Genomic DNA, 20,686 nt, shown 5'->3' with positions numbered 1-20,686 from the left:
ATCTGGCGCGACGGGCGGGGGTGGCCGATCGGCCGCCCCCGTTTCGTCTGGGCGGACGCCGCCCGTGTGCCGACCGGGCGCATGCCGCCGCGTCGGCGTCTCGGCCGGATCAGGACGGGTCCGTCGCCGCGAGGACCGGGCGCAGGGCCGCCACGACCGGTACGTCCGCCGGCAGCCACGGCACGCTGTCCAGCTCTTCCGGGCGCAACCAGCGCAGCTCGGAGTGCTCCAGCGGCTGCGGCTGATCCTCGCCGACCAGCCGGGCGGCGTACACCTTGAGGACCGATCGGCCGTGCCCCATCCGGACGTCCGGGCCGACCCGATCACCGACCTCGACCCGGATCCCGAGTTCCTCGGCGCACTCCCGGACCAGCGCGGCCACCTCGGTCTCCCCGGGCTCGACCTTGCCGCCGGGAAACTCCCACCGGCCCGCCGTCTCCGGTGGACTGGACCGGGCACAGGCCAGTACCCGCCCGGCGACGATGATCGCCGCCCCCACCACGACCTTCGGCTCCCGCCGGCCCTGGCCGGCGAATCCCCCAGTCGGCTCGTCACGGCCGTTACCGCTCGCCCATTCGGTCTGCACGGGCGTCCAGCGTGCCAGATCAATCGGGAATTCGGGTAGCGGAGCCGGCCCCACGGTCAATAGAACACGGAAGGGTGGACGTGGACACACCAGCCCCTCAGCGACAGACTAGGGAGCACCGACCGAGACACAGGATGGCGACGATTTGGCCACAAGCCGGCAACGACGCCTGGGAGGTATGGCGATGCGTGCTCTGTGGGGTGGCCGGATGGACCGCGACTACCTGAGCGACGCACTCACCCTACTGGGCGGCTGGACCCGCGAGGGACAGCAGATCAAACGGACCCTCATCCTCGACGACACCCAGCATGCGGCGCTCACCGAACGCGTGAAGATCATCGCGGACGCCCTGCACCTCCGGCCCGAGATCCGCCGGCTGGACGGGCACACGCAGATCAAGATCGGTCCCCGGGACGCCGGAGAGATCACCGAGGGCGAGGTCACCCTCGCCGCCCGGATCGAGGACGTCTACCGCGCGGTGACCAGCCCGAGCTGACGGATCTTGGCGGGGTGGCCGGGCCCTTCTACTCTCGGATCATGGCAGACGTCAGCTATGACCGTCGGGAACAGCTCAAGCAGATCCAGAGCGGACTGCTCGACGGAGAGCAGGTGATCGCCGTCTACGACGCGATCGGCGCGGGCACCGGATTCATCGGCCTGACCGACCGAAGAGTGATCATCCAGGACAAGTCGTTCGTCGGTAAGAAGTTCGCGATCACCAGCATCCCGTACTCGAAGATCACCAGCGTGAGCGTGGTCAGCAACAAGTCCTGGGGCGGTTCGTTCTTCTCCACCGGTGCCATCGCCATCCACGTCGGCACCCACACCTACGAGGTGGAGTTCCGCGGCGACCAGAAGAGTCACCACGTGCACAACGTGATCCTGCACTACATCTCGTGACCGACGGGCTGTTCACGCATGCGTCGCCTGAACGGCCATTGATGGAGACGACAGGTCAGCCGGGTTGCCCCACCCAGCGGGACATCCTCGATGTCACGGCGTCGGCCCCGTCCACGAACAGCGTCCACAGCGGATGATCAGGGAAGCCGATGATCCGCAAAATTCACCATGGCCTTCGACCCCGGCCGCGACCGGGAAGTAGCGGCTACCGGTCCTTCACCAGCGAGGCCGAGCGTCGAACGCGGCAGGCTGCACAGGCTTCCTGCTAGATCCACGGGCCGCCCTCCTGGCCTGGTCGAACGGCCAGAGGTCACACGTTGAAGCGGAACTCCATCACGTTCCGTCAGCTGCAACATCAGGAGAGCCAGACCGTCGTTACCGAATGCTACGGTGAAGGGCATGACCGCGGTGCCCGAGTGGATGCGTCCGCCTCGCCCTGAGGGCTGGTACGCCGACGACCTCGACCGGATTCCCGAAGCGCCGCGGCACACCGAACTGATCGATGGAGCGCTCGTCTTCATGATGTCCCCTCAGCGAGCCTGGCACGGTCGGCTCGTCACCGCACTGGTGCTCTCGCTTACCGAACAGGCACCGGCAGGCATCGAGGTCGAGCGGGAGATGACGATCCGACTCGATGAACGGAATCGTCCCGAACCAGACCTTATCGCCACAACGGCGCCCTACGCTGCGAACCGTACCTTTTACACACCTGACACGATCCTTCTGGTGGTGGAGGTGGTCTCGCCGGAGTCGGCGCACCGCGATCGGACGGTCAAGCTGCGCAAGTACGCAGAAGCTGGTATCGCAAACTACTGGCGCGTCGAGGAAGAAGACGAGTCGCCGGTCGTTCACACCTACGAGCTCGACGGACCGACCCGGTCGTACGCGCCGACCGGAGTCCATCGCCACGAGCTGTGCAGTCCCACGCCGTTCGCGATCAAGCTCGACTTGGACAGGCTGGTGCCCGGACGCAGGAGCTGAGCGGGGAGCACAGTCTCCGCCAGAGGCGGAAGCGGAGCCTCACTACACGTTGAAGCGGAACTCCACCACGTCGCCGTCCTGCATCACGTACTCCTTGCCCTCGATCCGTACCCGACCGGCGGCCTTGGCGGCGGCCATCGAGCCGGCGGTTACCAGGTCGCCGTACGAGACGATCTCGGCCTTGATGAAGCCGCGCTGGAAGTCGGAGTGGATCGCACCGGCGGCCTCGGGCGCGGTCGCCCCGACCGAGATGGTCCAGGCCCGCGCCTCCTTCGGCCCGGCGGTGAGGTACGTCTGCAGCCCGAGCGTCCGGAAGCCGACCCGGATCAGCTGGTCGAGGCCGGGTTCCGACTGCCCGATCGACTCCAGCAGCTCCCGCGCCTCGTCGGCGGGCAGGTCGGTCAGCTCCGACTCGACCTTGGCGTCCATGAAGATCGCCTCCGCCGGGGCGACCAACAGGCGCAGCTCGTCGAGCAGTTCGGCGTTGCCCAGTTCCGCCTCGTCGACGTTGAAGACGTACAGGAAGGGCTTGGTGGTCAGCAGGTGCAGCTCGCGCAGCTCGTCCACCTCGATGCCAGCCTTGGCCGCGCCCGCGTACAGGGTGACCCCGGTGTCGAGCAGCTCGGCGGCCTTCTTCGCGGCGGTGACGGCGGCGGCCCGGTCCTTGCGGACCCGCGCCTCCTTCTCCAGCCGGGGCAGCGCCTTCTCGATCGTCTGGAGGTCGGCCAGGATCAGCTCGGTGTTGATCGTCTCGATGTCGTCGCCCGGTGAGACCTTGCCGTCGACGTGCACCACGTTCGGGTCGGAGAAGACCCGGACGACCTGGCAGATCGCGGCGGCGTCGCGGATGTTGGCGAGGAAGGCGTTACCCCGGCCCTGGCCCTTGGACGCACCCCGGACCAGGCCGGCGATGTCGACGAACGAGACCGGAGCGGGAAGGATCTTCTGCGAGCCGTGGATCTCCGCAAGCTTGCCCAGCCGCTCGTCCGGCAGCCCGACCACGCCGACGTTCGGCTCGATCGTGGCGAACGGATAGTTCGCCGCGAGCACGTCGTTCTTGGTCAGCGCGTTGAACAGGGTGCTCTTGCCGACGTTGGGCAGGCCGACGATACCGATGGTTAGGCTCACGGACCGCAAGTGTACTGGGCAGCCGAACACCGCCGTACCGAGCGGGCGGCGCACGACCAGGTCCGATTTCCGCGAGTCATCCGGCTACAGGCGGGGCACCATCGAGGCATGGAGTTGGATTTCGAGCGGTGTTACCGGGCGGTCGACAGTCGGGACCAGCGCTTTGACGGCTGGTTCTACACCGGCGTACTCACCACCGGCATCTACTGCCGTCCGTCCTGCCCCGCGATGACCCCGAAGCGGAAGAACGTCCGATTCTTTCCGTCGGCCGCCGCCGCGCAACGCTCCGGCCTGCGGGCCTGCCGGCGGTGCCGGCCCGACGCCGCTCCCGGCTCGCCGGACTGGAACGTCCGGGCCGACGTCGTCGGACGGGCGATGCGGCTGATCGGCGACGGCGTGGTGGACCGGGAGGGGGTACCCGGACTGGCCGGCCGGCTGGGCTACACCGAGCGGCACCTGCACCGGATGCTCGTCACCGAGGTCGGCGCCGGTCCGCTCGCGCTGGCTCGGGCACAGCGGGCCCAGACCGCCCGGATCCTGGTCGAGACGACCGACCTCGGCCTGGCCGAGATCGCCTTCGCCGCCGGTTTCGGCAGCGTACGGCAGTTCAACGACACGATCCGCGAGGTGTACGCGGCGGCGCCCTCCGAGCTGCGTACCGCAGCCCGGGGCCGGTCCACCGAACCGGCCGGCGGTACGCCCGGGGCGATCAACCTCCGGCTGGCGTTCCGGGCACCGCTGCACGCCGAGGCGCTGCTCGACTTCCTCGCCCACCGCGCGATACCCGGAATCGAGGAGGTCGGTGGCGGGTCGTACCGCCGGGGGCTGCTCCTGCCACACGGCCCGGCCGAGGTCGACCTGACCCCGCTGCCCGGCTACGTCGGGGCGACCCTGCGGCTCACGGACGTCCGCGACCTGGCGCCGGCGGTGGCCCGCTGCCGCCGGCTCTTCGACCTGGACGCCGACCCGGAGGCCGTCGACGCACTGCTGGCCGAGGACCCGGCGCTGGCCGAGTCGGTCGCGAAGGAGCCCGGGGTACGGGTCCCCCGGGCGGTCGACGGCTTCGAGATGGCCGTACGGGCGATCGTCGGCCAGCAGGTCTCCGTCGCCGGGGCCCGTACCGTGCTGGCCCGGATCGTCGCGGCCACCGCCGTACCCGCGTCCTCAGAACTGGTCGGCGGCACGCCGGCCACCTCCCCGCCGGAGTCCGGATCGGAGCCGGGCGGGCCGGCCGGACTGCGGCCGTTCCCCTCCGCCGAGCAGGTGCTGGCGCTGCCGGACTCGGCGTTCGGGATGCCCACCGCCCGACGCGCCAGCATCCGGGCCCTGGCCGAGGCGGTCGCGACCGGGCAACTCGACCTCGATCCGGGCGCGGACCGGGCGGAGATGGTCCAGCGGATGACCTCGCTGCCGGGGATCGGCGCCTGGACCGCCGGCTACGTCGCGATGCGCGGTATCGGCGATCCCGACGTCTTCCTCCCGACCGACCTCGGAGTACGTCGGGGCGCCGCCGCACTCGGCCTCCCCGACACCCCGTCGACCCTCGACGCGTACGCCGGCCGCTGGCGGCCCTGGCGCTCGTACGCGGTGATCAGACTATGGAGAGCACAGTGAACGATCTGTACAGCACCGGCATGGACACCCCGACCGGACGGTTGACGGTCCTGGCCGATTCGAGTGGCGTGGTGCACGCCGCCGGTTTCACCACCGACGCTGACGGGCTGCTCGCACTCGTACACCCCCGGCTGCGGGGTTCGCTACGGGCCCGTACCGACCTCGGCCCGGTCACCTCGGCCGTCCGGTCCTATCTGGACGGGGAGCTGACCGCGATCGACGCGGTACCGGTGACGCAGTACACCGGCGGCGAGTTCATGGCGCACGCCTGGCACACGCTGCGGCAGGTGAAACCGGGCGAGCCGATCACGTACACGGAGTTCGCCGGCCTGGCCGGACGGCCCCGGGCGGTCCGGGCGGCGGCGATGGCGTGTGCCCGCAACGCGGCCGCACTCTTCGTACCGTGTCACCGGGTGCTGCGTACCGACGGCGGCCTCGGCGGCTTCCGGTGGGGGCTCCCGGTGAAGACCTGGCTGCTCGACCACGAGCGGTCCCGAGACGCGCTCTAGGCCGATCGTCCTCTCAGAACACGGCAATTCCACCCTCAATCTGGATGCCGTGGCGGAATACGCTGATACCGAGCCCTCCGACTCCGATCATGCCGGTCCGGCGCTGCCGGCTCGCCTGGCTACTCGCCCGTGACGGCACCCGGACCGCAGGTCGGATCGGATCGACTCGGCTCGGACGACTCCGCCGGGAGCCACAGATGATCGTCGTGTTCTGGCTGATGGCCCTGCTCTTCGTCGCAGTGATGCTGCGGGACCGGGCCCGCGCTTGGGCGGCCGTCGAGGCCGGACTGGCCGAGGTCCAGCAACGACAGTGGCGGCCGCCCGCCGCGCCGGACCCGTTTGTCGACGTCAATCCGTACGACCTGGCCCGGCTGAACCTCGGCGCGCACCATGCCGTCGACACGGCCATCGTCACGCTGATGCGCCACGGTGTGCTGCGGATCTCTCGCGAGGGTGAGGTCAGCGCGGTCGCGGACCAGAAGGCGCCGGCCGATCCGCTGGAGCAGGAGGTGCTGCGGGCACTCGCGGAGCACCCCCATCGGCAGCGGCCCGCCGCAGAACTGCGGTCCGAGGTGGGCATCAGCCCGGCGATGGCCGACACCTGGCAACGGCTGCTCGACAGCGGGATGGTGACCCCGGGCTCGGTACTCACGCCGGCCCGCAACTCGCTACGTACACTGCGGGACCTCTCCATCACCGCGATCGTCGTCCCGTGGCTACTGCTCGCCGTCGCCGCCCTGCTGCCACCGGCCAACTGGGGGCTCGCCGCCGCGGCGATGGTCGTGAGCACGGTGGCCGGCACGGTCGGCGTCCAGTCGTACCTGGAGGGGAAGCGGGCGATCGAACGAGCCGGCTTTCACGGTGGCTGGAGTCGGGGAACCACGCCCAACGATTGGATCGCCCCGCTTGCCGATCACGCCCTCCGGCAACGGTCGGGCGAGATCGGGCGGATGTCCGCCGCGCGTCGCGCGCTGCTGCCGGTCGGGGTCGTCGTGGCGCTGTGCGGGCTGGCCGCACTGGGCGACCCGGCGATCGTGACCGCCCTGCACCCTCCCCTGCCGGTCCCCGACGATGCCGACGGGAGCTCCGGCGGTGGTGGTTGCGGCGGCTGCGGCGGTGGATGCGGCGGCTGCGGGTGCGGCGGTTGACCGATCGGAGCGACATGTTGGGCATCGGCATCGGATGGCGTCCGGAGATCGACCTCACCGTGGAGCGCCTACCCGGGGTCGACTTCGTCGAGGTGATCGCCGAACGGCTCCGTCCACCCCGGATCCCGGAGTCGCTCCGGCTGCTGCGCGCCCGGGGCGTCACCGTGATCCCGCACGGCGTGGGGCTCGGACTCGGCGGAGCGGAGCCGCCCGATCCGGCCCGGCTCGCGCACCTGGCAGCCTGTGCCCGACTCCTCGGCTCGCCACTGGTCAGCGAGCACATCGCAGTGGTCCGGGCCGACGGCGTCGAGGCCGGACACCTGTTGCCGGTGCCACGCAGCCGGGACTGTCTCGACGTACTGGTGGAGAACGTCCGGCTCGCCCAGGCGGCGCTGCCGGTGCCGTTGGCCCTGGAGAACGTGGCGGCGCTCTTCGGCTGGCCCGACGACGACCTCGCCGAGGGAGAGTTCCTGGCCGAACTGGTCGCCCGGACCGGCGTACGGCTGCTCGTCGACGTGGCGAACCTGCACACCAACCGGCTGAACCAGGCGGTCGACCCGCTCGACACCCTGGCCGGCCTGCCCTGGGACGCCCTCGGGTACGTGCACGTCGCGGGCGGGTACCCCCGGGACGGGGTCTGGCACGACACGCACACCCGTCCGCCCTCCGCCGACGTCTACCAACTGCTCGGCGAGTTGTGCGCGCGGACCCGACCCCCGGGCGTGCTGCTGGAGTGGGACGGCGACTACCCCAGCGACGAGGTACTGGCCGACACGCTCGGACAGATCCGTCGGGTCGTCGGGTCCGCCACCGACCAGCGGTCTCCCTCCACCACCGACCAGCGGTATTCCTCCACCGACCAGCGGCCTCCCACTTTTACCGACCAGCGGTCTTCCTCTGCCACCGGCATCCGGGCGGGAGCGCCGGACCCGGTGGGGACGTTTCCGGCGCCGCACCGGTCGGCGTCCTCGGTGGGCGGGGCACGCGACCGGCTGGCCGAGCGGTACGCCGAGTTGATCCGGGCCCTCGTGCTGGCGGCGCCGGCACCCGACGGCTTCGACGTCGAACGCCTCCGCATCCAGGCCGACCGGCTGGCCGCCAGACGTCGACGGCATCAGCATCCCCGGCCGAGCTGACAGCAACACGACTCAACCAGGGCCAGAATTTGCCGTTACCGTCATGGGATGGCGCCGGATCGTGACGACGACCCCACGGTCCGGGCCCTGCCGGCATCCCGGCTGACCGCGAGACTGTCGACGTGTCGGCCCCGGTTTTCGGGACGTACCGATCCGTCCTCCCGGCCGCACCGGTCGGCGCGCCGTTTCCGGGTTCCGCTGCCGGCCAATCCACTGCCCCGCAACCTCTGGCGACTGCGCCGGTACCTCCGTCCGTACGCCGGCCAGCTCGTCTGGCTGCTGCTCGCGGCGTTCGCGGCGACCGGGGCGAGCATCGCCGTACCTCTGGTGATCCGGCACGCGGTCGACGGCCCGATCGCGCACCGCGAACCGACGGCCCTGCTCCGGCTCGGCGGGCTGGCACTGCTGCTCGGGCTCGCCGAGGCCGCGCTGATCTTCATCCGGCGCTGGGTGCAGTCGTCCTCGGCGGTGGGGATGGAGAGCACCATCCGCGACGATCTCTACGCCCACCTGCAACGGCTGCACATCGGCTTCCACGACCGCTGGCAGTCCGGACAGTTGCTCTCCCGGATCACCAGCGACCTCTCGGTGATCCGGCGGTTCCTCTCCTTCGGGTTGCTCTTCCTGGTCGTCAACACCACCACCTTCCTGAGCGTGGTGACGCTGCTGATCGCGTTGCACTGGGGGCTCGGACTGCTGGTCGCAGCCGGTGCGGTACCGCTGTTCCTGGCGACGCGACGGTTCACCCGGGCATACCTGACGGCGGCCCGACGACTTCAGGACGAGCAGGGTGACCTTGCCACCCTGATCGAGGAGTCGGCGCAGGGCCTGCGCACGATCAAGGCATTCGGCCGGCGACCGGAGATGACCCGCCGGTTCGGCGTCGGTGCGCACCAGTTGCACGACACCGCGACCGGCAAGGGTCGGCTGCTCGCCCGCACCTCGGCCCAGTTCGACCTGATCCCCAACCTCACCCTCGGGGCGGTACTGGTCGCCGGTGCCGTCGCCGTCGCACACGGATCCCTGACCATCGGCGAACTGGTCGCCTTCGTGACCCTGCAACTCATGCTGATCTGGCCGATCGAGTCGCTCGCCTGGATCATCGCCACCGCGCAGGAGGCGATGACCGCGGCAGACCGGATCTACGAGGTGCTCGACACCCGGCCCACGGTCGTCGACCGCCCGGCGGCGGTGGCGCTGAGCAGTGCTGCCGGCACCGGCCGGGGCGATGCGCTCCGCTTCGACGAGGTCTGGTTCGGCTACCCGCAGGGCGCACCGGTGCTCCGGGGCGTCGAGCTGACCGTCCAGCCCGGCGAGACGCTGGCCATCGTCGGCGCCACCGGCTGCGGCAAGACGACCCTGCTGTCGCTGGTGCCCCGGTTGTACGACGTCACCGCCGGGCGGATCACCCTCGACGGCCGGGACATCCGCGACATCCAGCTCGACTCGCTGCGCCGCCGGGTCGGGGTCGCCTTCGAGGAGGCCACCCTCTTCTCCATGTCGGTCTGGGAGAACCTCACCCTGGGCCGGCCGGACGCCGACGAGGACGAGGTACGCGCCGCGCTCGCCGTCGCGCAGGCCGATTTCGTGTACGACCTGCCGTGGGGCTTGACCACCCGGATCGGCGAGCAGGGGCTCTCCCTCTCCGGTGGGCAGCGCCAACGCCTCGCCCTGGCCCGTGCCGTACTCGGCCGACCCGGGGTCCTGGTGCTCGACGACCCGTTGTCCGCGCTCGACGTACACACCGAGGCGTTGGTGGAGCAGGCGTTGGCCCGGATACTCCGGGACACCACCGCGCTGCTGGTCGTACACCGGCCGTCGACCATCGCGCTCGCCGACCGGGTGGCGTTGCTCGCCGACGGCCGGATCACGGCGGTCGGCACCCACTCCGAACTGCTGCACACCGTGCCGGCGTACCGCTCGGTGCTCTCCGCCGCCGGGGACACCGACGACCTCGGACTCGTCAGGTCGTGACGCCGGCCATGCCCCTCGACGACAGCAGTTCCGGCCCGTCGGCCACCTCCGCGCCGCCCGCCCCCGCCCCCGGTCTCTCCGCGCCGCCCGCCTCCGTCCCGCGTGCCCCCGCGCCAACTGCCCCCACGCCGCCCGCCTCCGTCCCGCGTGCTCCCGCGCCAACTGCCTCCGCGCCGCCCGCCGCCGTCCCGGACGTCGAGGCGGCCGATGTGACCCGGTGGCGCGGGGTGGCCGCCGATCCGGAGGCGGACCGGACCGCCGCCGAGACCGATACCGCGCAGGGCATCGCCCGGCTCCGGGCCCGCAGCCGGATCCTGCTCCGCTCGCTGGTCCGCCCGCACCGCCGACTGATCGGCATCGCCGTGGCCCTGCTCCTGCTACAGAACGCGGCCGGCATGGCCGGGCCGTACCTGGTGATGGTCGGCATCGACCGGGCCATCGGGCCACTCCGGGCCGGGAACGCCGGACCGCTGGTCGCGGTGGCCGGCGCGTTCGCGACCGCGGCCGTCGCCGAGTACGCGGGCAAGCGCGGCTTCCTCACCCTCTCCACCCGGATCGGTCAGGCCATCCTGCTCGACCTGCGCCAGCGGGTGTACGACCACTTCCTGCGGCTGTCGGTCAGTTTCCACGAGCGCTACACCTCGGGCCGGCTCGTTGCCCGGTTGACCAGCGACATGGACTCGATCGCCGAACTCGTCGACGGCGGGATCGACGACCTCGTCCTCGCCGGGCTCTCCATCGTCTCGGTGGCCGGCATCCTGCTCTGGCTCGATCCGCCGCTCGCCGCCGTCACCCTGCTCGCCTTCCCGTTCCTGCTCTGGCTCTCCCGCTGGTTCGCCCACGCCTCCGCGCAGGCGTACCGGCGTACCCGGGAGGCGGTCGCGCTGGTGATCGTCCACTTCGTCGAGTCGCTGGGCGGGATCCGGGCCGTGCAGGCGTTCCGTCGTGAACCGCGCAACCAACAGATTTTCACCGCCCTGAACGACGACTACCGGCGGGCCAACCTTCGGGCGTTCCGGCTGATCGCGACGTACTCGCCGGCGATCAAGGTGATCGGCAACGTGACGATCGCGGTGGTGTTGACGTACGGCGGGATGCGGGTGCTGGACGGCCATGCGGAGATCGGCGTCCTGGCGGCGTTCCTGCTGTACCTGCGCCGGTTCTTCGAGCCGATGCAGGAGTTGAGCCAGTTCTACAACGCCCTGCAGTCCGCCACCGCCGCCCTGGAGAAGCTGGCCGGGGTGCTCGACGAGCGGCCGGGCGTACCGGAGCCGGCGCGGCCCCGTCCGCTGCCGGTCGGCTCGCCGCGCGGCGCCATCGACTTCCGGTCGGTGGTGTTCAGCTACCGGTCGGACACCCCGGTCCTGCCGGAGCTGAACCTGTCGATCCCGGCCGGCCAGACGGTGGCGCTGGTCGGTGCGACCGGCGCCGGCAAGTCGACGGTGGCCAAGCTGGTCGCCCGGTTCTACGACCCGACCCGGGGATCGGTGACCCTGGACGGGATCGACCTGCGCGAGGTCGCCGACACCGACCTCCGGCACGCGATGATCATGGTTACCCAGGAGAACCATCTCTTCGCCGGCTCGGTGGCCGACAACATCCGGTTCGGCCGGCCCGGAGCGACCGACGCCGACGTGATCGCCGCGGCCGACGCCATCGGCGCACACGACTTCATCGCCGCACTGCCCGACGGGTACGCGACCGAGGTGCACCGGCGCGGCGGCCGACTCTCCGCCGGCCAGCGGCAGCTCGTCGCGTTCGCCCGGGCCTTCCTCGCCGACCCGGCGGTGCTGATCCTCGACGAGGCGACGTCATCCCTGGACATCCCGAGCGAACGGCTGGTCCAACGGGCCCTGCGGACAATCCTGGCCGACCGGACCGCGATCGTCATCGCGCACCGGCTCTCCACAGTGGAAGTGGCGGACCGGGTACTGGTGCTGGAGGGCGGCCGGGTGGTCGAGGACGGCCCGCCTGGCACCCTGGTGGGCCGGGGCGGCCGGTACGCCACCCTGCACCGCCAGTGGCGCGACTCCCTGCTCTAAGTGCAAGGAAGGGCCCCTTGTTAGCGCTTTCTGTAGAAGAAGGGCCCCTTCCTAACACCTCTGTCACACCCGTGCGGCAGCATCCGGGGACGGGTTACCGGGAGACGGGGGATCGACGGTGGCGGTGCGGGTGGTGAGCCGACGGCGGTCGGCCGTGGCGATCGAGGCGGCGGCAGGCGGTGCCCTGGTGCTCGACGTGACCTCGCGCGGGCCCGCACCCTGGGTCCGGCTGAGCCCGTTCTATCCGCACGGCGGCATTCCCGTGCCGTTCAGCCCCGGCGACACCGGTGAATCCGTCGAGGGCATCTGGCAGGCGCTCAAGGTGTTCGACGGTGCCGACGTCGACCCGGGCAGGCTGCGGGTGACGACGATGAAGGGACTGAAGCGGACCGTCCGCCGCCACGGCGCGGTGCGTGGCCACCGGAACGGCCTGACCGGCGACCGGCTGCTGGCGTACGAGGAGGCGAGGCGGAGCGTCTACCTGCCGACGTACCGGTGGATCCTGGAGAACCCCGCCGCCGACCTGGTCGCCGAACTGCGCCGGATCAGCGTCGACCGTGACGTGGTGCTGCTGGACTACACCACCAACGGGGACGTGTCGGATCTGGGTACGCCGCTGTCGCACGCCGCCCTCGTCGCGCGGTACCTGTCGGGGAACTGGCCCGTGGAGTCGCCCGGGGCCGGATGACCGGCGGCGGGAAATCGGTGCTGGTCGGAGGGTTGCCTCCCGTACCATCGGCCAATGACGGATACGGACCGGTACCAGCGCGCCGGTGTCCCCGAGCGGCCGAGCCTGGACGGCTTGGCGGAGAAGTGGGCACACCGCTGGCAGGAGGAGGGCACGTACGCGTTCGACCGCTCGAAGAGCCGTTCGGACGTGTACTCGATCGACACCCCTCCGCCGACCGTATCGGGCGAGCTGCACATGGGGCACGTCTTCTCGTACACCCACACCGACACGGTGGCCCGGTTCCAGCGGATGCGCGGCCGGACGGTCTTCTACCCGATGGGCTGGGACGACAACGGGTTGCCCACCGAGCGCCGGGTGCAGAACGTGTACGGCGTCTCGTGTGACCCGACCCTGCCGTACGCCCCGCAGTGGCAGCCGCCGGAACGACCGGTCAGCGAGGCGGCCCGCAAGACGCCGACACCGATCTCCCGACGCAACTTCGTGGAGCTGTGCGCCCGGCTGACCGCCGAGGACGAGCAGGTCTTCGAGGCGCTGTGGCGGCAGCTCGGGCTGTCGGTGGACTGGTCGCTGACGTACACCACGATCGGGGACCGGGCCCGGGCCACCTCGCAGCGGGCCTTCCTGGGCAACCTGGCCCGGGGTGAGGCGTACACGGCCGAGGCACCGGCGCTCTGGGACGTCGGCTTCGGTACGGCGGTGGCCCAGGCCGAGTTGGAGGACCGGGAGCGCCCGGGGGCGTACCACCGGATCCGGTTCGAGGTGGTGGCGCCCGGTCCCGGCAGCGTCGGCACTCCGCCGGCCCCGGGTCCCGACCGCGACCAGCGGTACGTCCACGTCGAGACCACCCGCCCCGAACTGCTGCCCGGCTGCGTGGCGCTGGTCTGCCACCCGGACGACGAGCGGTACGCCGATCTGGTCGGCGGCCGGGTCCGCACGCCGCTGTTCGGCGCCGAGGTGACGGTGTACGCGCATCCGCTGGCCGACCCGGCGAAGGGCAGTGGTCTCGTGATGACCTGCACCTTCGGGGACCTGGCCGACGTGACCTGGTGGCGGGAGTTGCGCCTGCCCACCCGGGTGGTGATCGGCCGGGACGGACGGCTGCTCCCGGACCCGCCGGCCGAGGTCGATCCGATCCGGTACGCCGAGCTTGCCGGCCTGCGGGTGAACGCGGCCCGGCGGCGGATCGTGGAGTTGCTCACCGAGTCCGGCGACCTGATCGGCGAACCGAAGCCGGTGACCCACCCGGTGAAGTTCTACGAGCGGGGCGACAGCCCACTGGAGATCATCTCGACCCGGCAGTGGTACCTGCGCAACGGCGGTCGGGACACCGAACTTCGGGCCGAACTGCTCGCCCGGGGGCGGGAGCTGAACTGGGTGCCGGAGCACATGTGGCACCGCTACGAGCACTGGGTGAGCGGCCTGACCGGGGACTGGCTGATCAGCCGGCAGCGCTATTTCGGGGTGCCGTTTCCGATCTGGTACCGGCTCGACGACGCTGGCGAGCCGGACTACGCCCAGCCTCTCACGCCGGAACTCGCACTGCTGCCCATCGACCCGACTTCCGACAGCCCGGCCGGCTACGACGAATCACAGCGCGGTCAACCGGGTGGTTTCATGGCGGATCCGGACGTCATGGACACCTGGGCCACCTCGTCACTGTCGCCGCAGATCGTCGGTGGTTGGCACGACGATCCCGACCTGTTCACCCGGGTCTTCCCGATGGACCTCCGCCCCCAGGGCCAGGAGATCATCCGTACCTGGTTGTTCTCGACCGTGGTCCGGGCGCACCTCGAAGCCGGGGTGCTGCCCTGGCGGGACGCGGTGCTCTCCGGCTGGATCCTCGACCCGGACCGCAAGAAGATGTCCAAGTCCAAGGGGAACGTCCAGACCCCGCTGGCGCTGCTGGAGGAGAACGGCCCGGACGCGGTCCGGTACTGGGCGGCGAGCGGCCGGCCCGGCACCGACCTGGCCTTCGACCCGGGTCAGATCCGGATCGGTCGCCGATTGGCCACCAAACTGCTCAACGCGTCGAAGTTCGCCCTCGGCCTGGGCGCCGCCGACGCACTCCGGGCCCCCGCGACCGAGCCGCTGGACCGGTCGATGCTCGCCGCACTCTCCGCTGTCGCCGCGAACGCGACCGCCGCCTTCGACCGGTACGACCACACCGACGCGCTACAGGCCGCCGAGACCTTCTTCTGGAAGTTCTGCGACGACTACATCGAGTTGGTGAAGGGGCGGGCCTACGGGGAGGGGCCGGGTGCCGATTCCGCCCGCGCCGCGCTCGCCGCCGCCCTCTCCGTCCAACTGCGACTGTTCGCCCCGTTCCTGCCGTACGTCACCGAGGAGGTCTGGTCGTGGTGGCGGTACGGCTCGGTGCACCGCTCGCCGTGGCCGACGACGTACGAGATCCAGCGGGTGGCCGCCGACGGCGATCCGACCCTCCTGGATCTGGCCGGCGCCGCGCTGACCCAGATCCGCCGAGCAAAGTCCGAACGCAAGCTCTCGATGCGGACCGAGGTGCCCCTGGCCGAGGCACTCGGCCCGGCCGCGATGCTGGAGAAGATCGCGACCATCTCCGGCGACCTGCGCGCCGCCGGCCGGATCACCAAACTCGACTTCCTCCCCGACCGCACCCCGGAACTCGTCATCGCCTGCGCCTTCTGACCGGTGTAAGGAAGGGCCCCTTCCTATCGTTTTCTGTAGAAGAAGGGCCCCTTCCTAACACCTCCCTCAGCGGGCGGCGGCGATCTGGCCGGACAGCCAGTCGCTGTGCCGTTCGCGTAGCTCGTCCCGTGCCGCCGCAGTGCGGAGCAGTACGTCGGCGCCGCCGTCGTACGGGGCGTAGAGCCAGGACAGGTCGGTCGGGGCGACGATCACGTACGCCGCCTTGTCGTCGGCGACCTCACGGAGCAGTTGATCCAGCCAGCCAGGCTGCCAGGCGATGTGGTTGACGTAGGCGTGCGCGAAGAAGAGTTCCGGCTCCAGGTGCGGCCAGGAGAGCACCGACCAGCACTCCGCCTCGGGCAGCAGTTCCGCCAGCAGTGGCGTCCGGCGGCGCGGCACCGGCGTACCGGCCAGCTCAAGCGTGATCACCTGCAACTCCGAGACCTCGCCACGGAGCTCGTCGAGCAGCGCGTTGTGCCGGTGCAGGACTGTCGCGTACTCGTCGTCGGTGTCCGGATGACGCTTGGCCTCGGGCAGGGTGTGGAAGCGTACCCAGTGATCGCCCAACCCCCTCAGGTCGTGACTGATCGGCGGCACCCCCGGCCACTGGGCGTCCCACCGGGCCTGGAGCGGGTGGCCGTCGGTGCCCGGCGGGGGCCAGCTTCGTACCTCTCCCGCCGGTACGGCCTGCCGACCCGACGCGACCACCTCGCGCAGCGCGCGGACGTACGGGTCGTCGGTCGGCGCGTCGGGGTCGGCGTCGAAGACCGCGATCAGCGCGCCGCCGTCCCACCCCCAGCGATGCACGTCACGCCAGATCCGCAGGTTCGGGTGCTCGACCTCCCGGCGCGCCTCGGCCGGCGCCAGCAGTTCGATCGCCGCCGCGAGCTGGTCCCGGTCGAGCCGCACCGAGCCGGTGGATCCGTGCCAGCCCACGACCGTGGCCAGTACCGCGGCGGGCAGCACGTGGGCCCGCTCGTTCACCCGGACGAACTGGATCTCTCCGTCGACCTCCGTGACGACCGGCTTGCCATCTCCGGCAACCGGCTCTCCGTCGCTGTCCTGACCGCCGGTCGTCGTCGGAGCGAACCCGATCCCGTGCAGCACGGGCCGCACCCAGCCCAGGTCACGTTCGAATCGCGCCCGTGCCTCATCGATGTCCTCAGCCGTCACCCAGGTCTGCGTCACAGCGAGATCATCGCAAACCACGTCACCCGAGGGCGACCGTCGACCCGGCGCCGCCGGACCGCCCGCGCACACCGGGCCGGACGTCTCGTGCCGGTACGCCTACCAGTCCAGCTGTGGACTCCCCAACTCGGCACGGGCCGCCGCCGCGCATCCGCGCTCCGCGCGGCGGCACCGATCGATGACCGAATCCGGTACCTGACCCGCCGGATGTTCCGCTCGAATCATGGGCCCAGAACGCGGCGCTACTGGCGGGCGGGGGTCCAGCCGGTCGGGACGAAGCGGGTGGCGTCGGCGGCTTCGCCGTGGAAGAGCAGTCCGTTCGTGCCGGCGACGAGCAGGCGGTCGACGTACACGCCGCGGCCTCGCGAGGTGGCGTCGGTGGCGTAGCTCCAGCGCAGGTCGGTGGTGCCGGTCGGCAGATCGGCGAACGCCTGCCACCAGCGCCGTCCGCCGTATCCGGTGACCGAGCCCTCGGCGGTCCAGCCCTCGCCCACTCCGACGAACGTCACGTCGACCGGGCTCCAGGTCTGACCATTGTCGGCCGAGGCCTGGAAGTGCAGAACGTCGTAGCGCGGCTCGGTGTCGTACCAGAGTTGGAAGCTGGCGACCGCCGCGCGGCCGGCGGCGCGACGCAGCGGCGCGGTCAGGGTGACGCTGCCGCCGTCGCGGTCGTCCGCGCGCCAGGCGGTGCCGCCCAGCGGTGGCCGAACCGGCATCGCGTACGCCAGGTCGCGGGCCAGCGCTCGCCGGGCGACGGTGTTGGTGCCCCAGGCCCGGTCCGGGTGTACCCGGTTGGTCAGCAGGATCAGGAAGGTGTGGGTCAGCGGGTCGATCACGATCGACGTGCCGGTGAATCCGGTGTGCCCGAAGGTGACCGGGGAGGCGAGCGGGCCCATGTAGCCGTGCTTGTTCAGCTCGAAGCCCAGTCCCCGGTCGCTGTCCGGGTAGCGGCTCTCCAGCTCCGAGTTGTAGTTGACCAGCATGGTCCGGACGGTGGACTCGGCGAGGATCCTGGCACCCCGGTACTCCCCGCCGTTCAGCAGCATCTGGCAGAAGATCGCCAGGTCGGCGGCGGTGGAGAAGAGACCGGCGTGCCCGGCCACCCCGTCCAGCGCCCAGGCGTTCTCGTCGTGCACCTCGCCCCAGACCATGCCCCGGTCGGCGTACGGCTGGTACTCGGTCGCCGCGATCCGGTGCCGGACCGACGGTGCCGGGTTGTAGCCGGTGTCGACCATCCGCAGCGGCCCGGTCACCTCGGTCGCGACCAGTTCGGCCAGCGGTCGGCCGGTGACCCGTTCCACCAGTACGCCGAGTGCGATCAGCCCGAGGTCGGAGTAGACGTACTGGTTGCCGGGGCTGGCACCGGCGGCGAACGGGGTGGCCAGGGCGGCGGCCCGGCGCTGCTCCGGCGTCGGGTACGCGCTCCACAGTGGTGCGAAGGACGGTAGCCCACCGGTGTGGGTGAGCAGCATCCGTACGGTCACCGCCTCCTTGCCACCGGCGGCGAACTCGGGCAGGTACCGGACCACCGGCGCGTTCAGGTCGATCGTGCCGCGCTCGACCTGCCGGAGGGCCACCACGGTGGTGAACAGCTTGGAGATCGAGGCGAGGTCGAAGATCGTGTCGGGGCGCATCGGAATCTGCTCGTCGGCCGGCAACTCGACCCCGATCCGGCCGGGAGCCGGGCCGACGGCGCTGTACTTGACCGCCGTACCGATCGCGTCGTGCCGGACCACCACCCCGTCCTTGGCGGCGAGCAGTACCGCGCCGGCGTAGGTCGGGAAGTTGGGATGGTCGGGTGTCGGCGCGAGGTACGCCTCGGCGTCGGTGCGCAGCCGGTCGACGTACTCGGGAAGCAGTCCCACCTGCTGCGGGGTGCCGGTGCGCAGGGTGCGGCGCGCGAACCGGATGTCGCTCGGGTCGACGGCCGGCGGGCCGGTCTTCCACCCGGTCGGCGCGATCTCGTACTTCGCCTCGGCGTTGCGCACGATCCCCTGCCCGACGTCGGGCCCGGCCACGGCCGGGGTGGCCGCGGTCAGAACCGTGACCAGGACCAGGATCCCTGCTCCACTGCCGGTGACGCCTGTGCTGATCCGTCGACGACGCATCGCCGCACCTCCCTGCCAGGTACCGACAAGCATGAAGCTTTCCTTCGCTATGCACAAGCACAGGGAAGTTTGTTGCCAGATGCCGCCGAGGCGACTAATTTATGGTGGCAGATGGCCTACCTTGGAGGCGTCATGCGGATCCGGCCACTGGCAGCGATCGTCACATCCGTTCTGCTGGCCGCCGGAGGGATGAGCCCACCCGCCCAGGCCGCCAGCTCTCCCAGACCCTCCACGGTGGACCGGCTGATCGCCGGAATGAGTCTGCCGGAGAAGGTCGGCCAGCTCTTCTCCACCTACGTCTACGGCGGCTCCGCCACCGAACCGAGCGCGGCCGACGCCGCCGCCAACCGCCAGGCGTACGGCGTCGCCACCGGAGCCGAGGTGGTCGCCAAGTACCACCTCGGCGGGGCCATCTACTTCACCTGGTCGCACAACCTCGACTCGCCCCGGCAGATCGCCACCCTGTCGAACGGGTTGCAGGCCGCTGCCGCCGCCAGCGAACCCCGGATTCCGCTGCTCATCTCCACCGACCAGGAACACGGCATCGTGCAGCGGCTGCCCGCCCCGGCCACCCTCTTCCCCGGCAACATGGCGCTGGGCGCCGGCCGCAGCCTCGTCGACGCGTACAGCGCCGCCCGGATCACCGGCCGGGAACTGCGCGCGGTCGGCATCCAACAGGCCTGGGCCCCGTCCGCCGACGTCAACGTCAACCCGGCCAACCCGGTGATCGGAGTCCGCTCCTTCGGCAGCGACCCGCTGCTGGTGGCCGGGATGACCGCCGCCCAGGTGGTCGGCTTCCAGCAGGGCGCCGGAGTGACCGTCGCCGCCAAGCACTTCCCGGGACACGGCGACACCAGGGACGACAGCCACACCGCGCTGCCGGTGATCCACCACACCCGGGCCGAGTGGCAGCGCCTGGACGCACCGCCGTTCCGGGCCGCCATCGCCGCCGGGGTGGACACCGTGATGACGGCGCACATCGTCGTACCGTCGCTGGACCCGTCCGGCGATCCGGCCACGCTCTCCCCGCCGATCCTCACCGGGCTGCTCCGGGAGGAACTCGGGTTCCGGGGCGTCGTCGTCACCGACTCGCTGGCCATGGCCGGGGTACGGCAGAAGTACGGCGACGACCGCGTACCGGTACTCGCCCTCAAGGCCGGCGCCGACCTGCTGCTGATGCCGCCGAACCTCGACCTCGCGGTCAGTTCGGTACTCGGCGCGGTCGGCACCGGTGAACTGACCGAGGCCCGGATCGACCAGTCCGTACGCCGGATCCTCACCCTCAAGCAGCGGCGCGGCGTACTCGGCGGTGTCCAGCCGGTGGACCCGGCCACCGCCGAGCGGGTCGTCGGCCAGGCGTCCCACCAGCAGGAACTACGCAAGATCGCCGACCGTACGGTCACCGTGCTCCGCAACGACGCCAAGCTGCTGCCGCTGCGCCGGGCCGACCGGTCGGTGCTGGTGACGGGCTGGAACTCCAGCGCCTTCGACAACGTCGGCACGCTCGCCGCCGGACTGGCCGCCCAGGGCAACCGGACCAGCACCCTGCCGACCGGGATTCCCAACGACGCGAAGATCGCCGAGGCGGTGGCGGCGGCCCAGGCCAACGACCTGACCGTGGTACTGACCCAAAAGTCCTTCGACACCACCGTGACGGACCCGGGTGGACGCCAGCAGAAGCTGGTGCACGCGCTGGCCGCCACCGGCCGGCCGGTGCTGGTGGTCGCCGTCCGGGACGCGTACGACGTCGGTCACTTCGACGACGTACCGACCCAGGTGGCGACCTTCGGTTACACCCGCTCCTCGATGGAGGCGCTGGCCCGGGTGCTGACCGGGCAGGTCGCGCCCCGCGGCAAGCTGCCGGTCAGCGTGCCCGATCCGAGCGACCCGACGAGCACCCGCTACCCGTACGGCCACGGCCTGACCTGGCGGATCCCCCGCTGACAGTGGTACGCCGTACGACCTGAGGCGTAAGGCCGGGGCGGTGCCGACCAGACTCGGGGAGGTCGGCAGCCGC

The 20,686-nt window shown here is 71.1% G+C and carries 15 protein-coding genes and 1 pseudogene; 12 read left to right on the top strand and 4 right to left on the bottom strand.

What is annotated here, in order from left to right; all coding sequences use genetic code 11:
• Window positions 1-109 precede the first annotated feature (109 nt).
• Window positions 110-586 carry a (deoxy)nucleoside triphosphate pyrophosphohydrolase gene (locus H4W31_RS13465; protein WP_404825588.1) on the bottom strand — a complete coding sequence of 159 codons (477 nt, stop codon included), beginning with the start codon at window positions 584-586 and terminating at the stop codon, window positions 110-112.
• 184 nt (window positions 587-770) lie between these two features.
• Between H4W31_RS13465 and H4W31_RS13460 the strand changes: the two genes are divergently transcribed.
• From H4W31_RS13460 to H4W31_RS13450, 3 genes are all read left to right on the top strand, one after another.
• Complete coding sequence (locus H4W31_RS13460; RefSeq protein WP_192766977.1) at window positions 771-1,082, top strand: 4a-hydroxytetrahydrobiopterin dehydratase; 312 nt, start codon at window positions 771-773, stop codon at window positions 1,080-1,082.
• Between the two features lie 41 nt (window positions 1,083-1,123).
• Window positions 1,124-1,486, top strand: a complete 363-nt coding sequence (locus H4W31_RS13455; protein WP_192766976.1) for a PH domain-containing protein — start codon at window positions 1,124-1,126, stop codon at window positions 1,484-1,486.
• Between the two features lie 399 nt (window positions 1,487-1,885).
• Window positions 1,886-2,467 carry a Uma2 family endonuclease gene (locus H4W31_RS13450; protein WP_192766975.1) on the top strand — a complete coding sequence of 194 codons (582 nt, stop codon included), beginning with the start codon at window positions 1,886-1,888 and terminating at the stop codon, window positions 2,465-2,467.
• Between the two features lie 42 nt (window positions 2,468-2,509).
• On the opposite strand, the gene ychF is transcribed toward H4W31_RS13450, so the two are convergent.
• Window positions 2,510-3,595, bottom strand: coding sequence for a redox-regulated ATPase YchF (gene ychF, locus H4W31_RS13445; RefSeq protein ID WP_192766974.1), 1,086 nt, complete (start codon window positions 3,593-3,595; stop codon window positions 2,510-2,512).
• Window positions 3,596-3,703: 108 nt separating this feature from the next.
• On the opposite strand from ychF, the gene H4W31_RS13440 reads away from it, so the two are divergent.
• From H4W31_RS13440 to valS, 8 genes and pseudogenes are all read left to right on the top strand, one after another.
• Window positions 3,704-5,209, top strand: coding sequence for a DNA-3-methyladenine glycosylase 2 family protein (locus tag H4W31_RS13440; protein WP_192766973.1), 1,506 nt, complete (start codon window positions 3,704-3,706; stop codon window positions 5,207-5,209).
• A complete protein-coding gene (locus tag H4W31_RS13435; RefSeq protein WP_404825587.1) occupies window positions 5,206-5,718 on the top strand; it encodes a methylated-DNA--[protein]-cysteine S-methyltransferase in 513 nt (170 codons plus the stop codon). The genes H4W31_RS13440 and H4W31_RS13435 overlap by 4 nt, the downstream gene beginning before the upstream one ends.
• A gap of 197 nt (window positions 5,719-5,915) precedes the next feature.
• Window positions 5,916-6,866 carry a TIGR04222 domain-containing membrane protein gene (locus tag H4W31_RS13430; protein WP_192766971.1) on the top strand — a complete coding sequence of 317 codons (951 nt, stop codon included), beginning with the start codon at window positions 5,916-5,918 and terminating at the stop codon, window positions 6,864-6,866.
• 14 nt (window positions 6,867-6,880) lie between these two features.
• A pseudogene (locus H4W31_RS13425) lies at window positions 6,881-7,669 on the top strand (DUF692 domain-containing protein); the annotation flags it as partial.
• 381 nt (window positions 7,670-8,050) lie between these two features.
• The gene (locus H4W31_RS13420; protein ID WP_192766970.1) at window positions 8,051-9,976 is read left to right on the top strand and encodes an ABC transporter ATP-binding protein; all 1,926 of its coding nucleotides are present in this window, start codon (window positions 8,051-8,053) and stop codon (window positions 9,974-9,976) included.
• A 209-nt stretch (window positions 9,977-10,185) separates the two neighbouring features.
• Entirely contained in the window at window positions 10,186-12,018 is a 1,833-nt protein-coding gene (locus tag H4W31_RS13415) for an ABC transporter ATP-binding protein (RefSeq protein ID WP_192766969.1), read from the top strand.
• Window positions 12,019-12,136: 118 nt separating this feature from the next.
• Entirely contained in the window at window positions 12,137-12,706 is a 570-nt protein-coding gene (locus H4W31_RS13410) for a DUF6939 family protein (RefSeq protein WP_192766968.1), read from the top strand.
• A gap of 54 nt (window positions 12,707-12,760) precedes the next feature.
• Window positions 12,761-15,373, top strand: coding sequence for a valine--tRNA ligase (gene valS, locus H4W31_RS13405; protein WP_192766967.1), 2,613 nt, complete (start codon window positions 12,761-12,763; stop codon window positions 15,371-15,373).
• Window positions 15,374-15,439: 66 nt separating this feature from the next.
• Here the strand turns inward: valS and H4W31_RS42715 are convergent, their stop codons facing one another.
• Both H4W31_RS42715 and H4W31_RS13395 read right to left on the bottom strand, forming a co-directional pair.
• Window positions 15,440-16,561, bottom strand: coding sequence for a DUF3885 domain-containing protein (locus H4W31_RS42715; protein WP_225945517.1), 1,122 nt, complete (start codon window positions 16,559-16,561; stop codon window positions 15,440-15,442).
• Window positions 16,562-16,803: 242 nt separating this feature from the next.
• Window positions 16,804-18,702 carry a serine hydrolase gene (locus H4W31_RS13395; RefSeq protein ID WP_192766966.1) on the bottom strand — a complete coding sequence of 633 codons (1,899 nt, stop codon included), beginning with the start codon at window positions 18,700-18,702 and terminating at the stop codon, window positions 16,804-16,806.
• A gap of 78 nt (window positions 18,703-18,780) precedes the next feature.
• On the opposite strand from H4W31_RS13395, the gene H4W31_RS13390 reads away from it, so the two are divergent.
• Window positions 18,781-20,613 carry a glycoside hydrolase family 3 protein gene (locus tag H4W31_RS13390; protein WP_192766965.1) on the top strand — a complete coding sequence of 611 codons (1,833 nt, stop codon included), beginning with the start codon at window positions 18,781-18,783 and terminating at the stop codon, window positions 20,611-20,613.
• Window positions 20,614-20,686 lie beyond the last annotated feature (73 nt).

This window comes from Plantactinospora soyae (assembly GCF_014874095.1).
GTDB classification, from domain to species: Bacteria; Actinomycetota; Actinomycetes; order Mycobacteriales; family Micromonosporaceae; genus Plantactinospora; species Plantactinospora soyae.
This window is presented reverse-complemented; position numbering and strand designations above follow the sequence as displayed.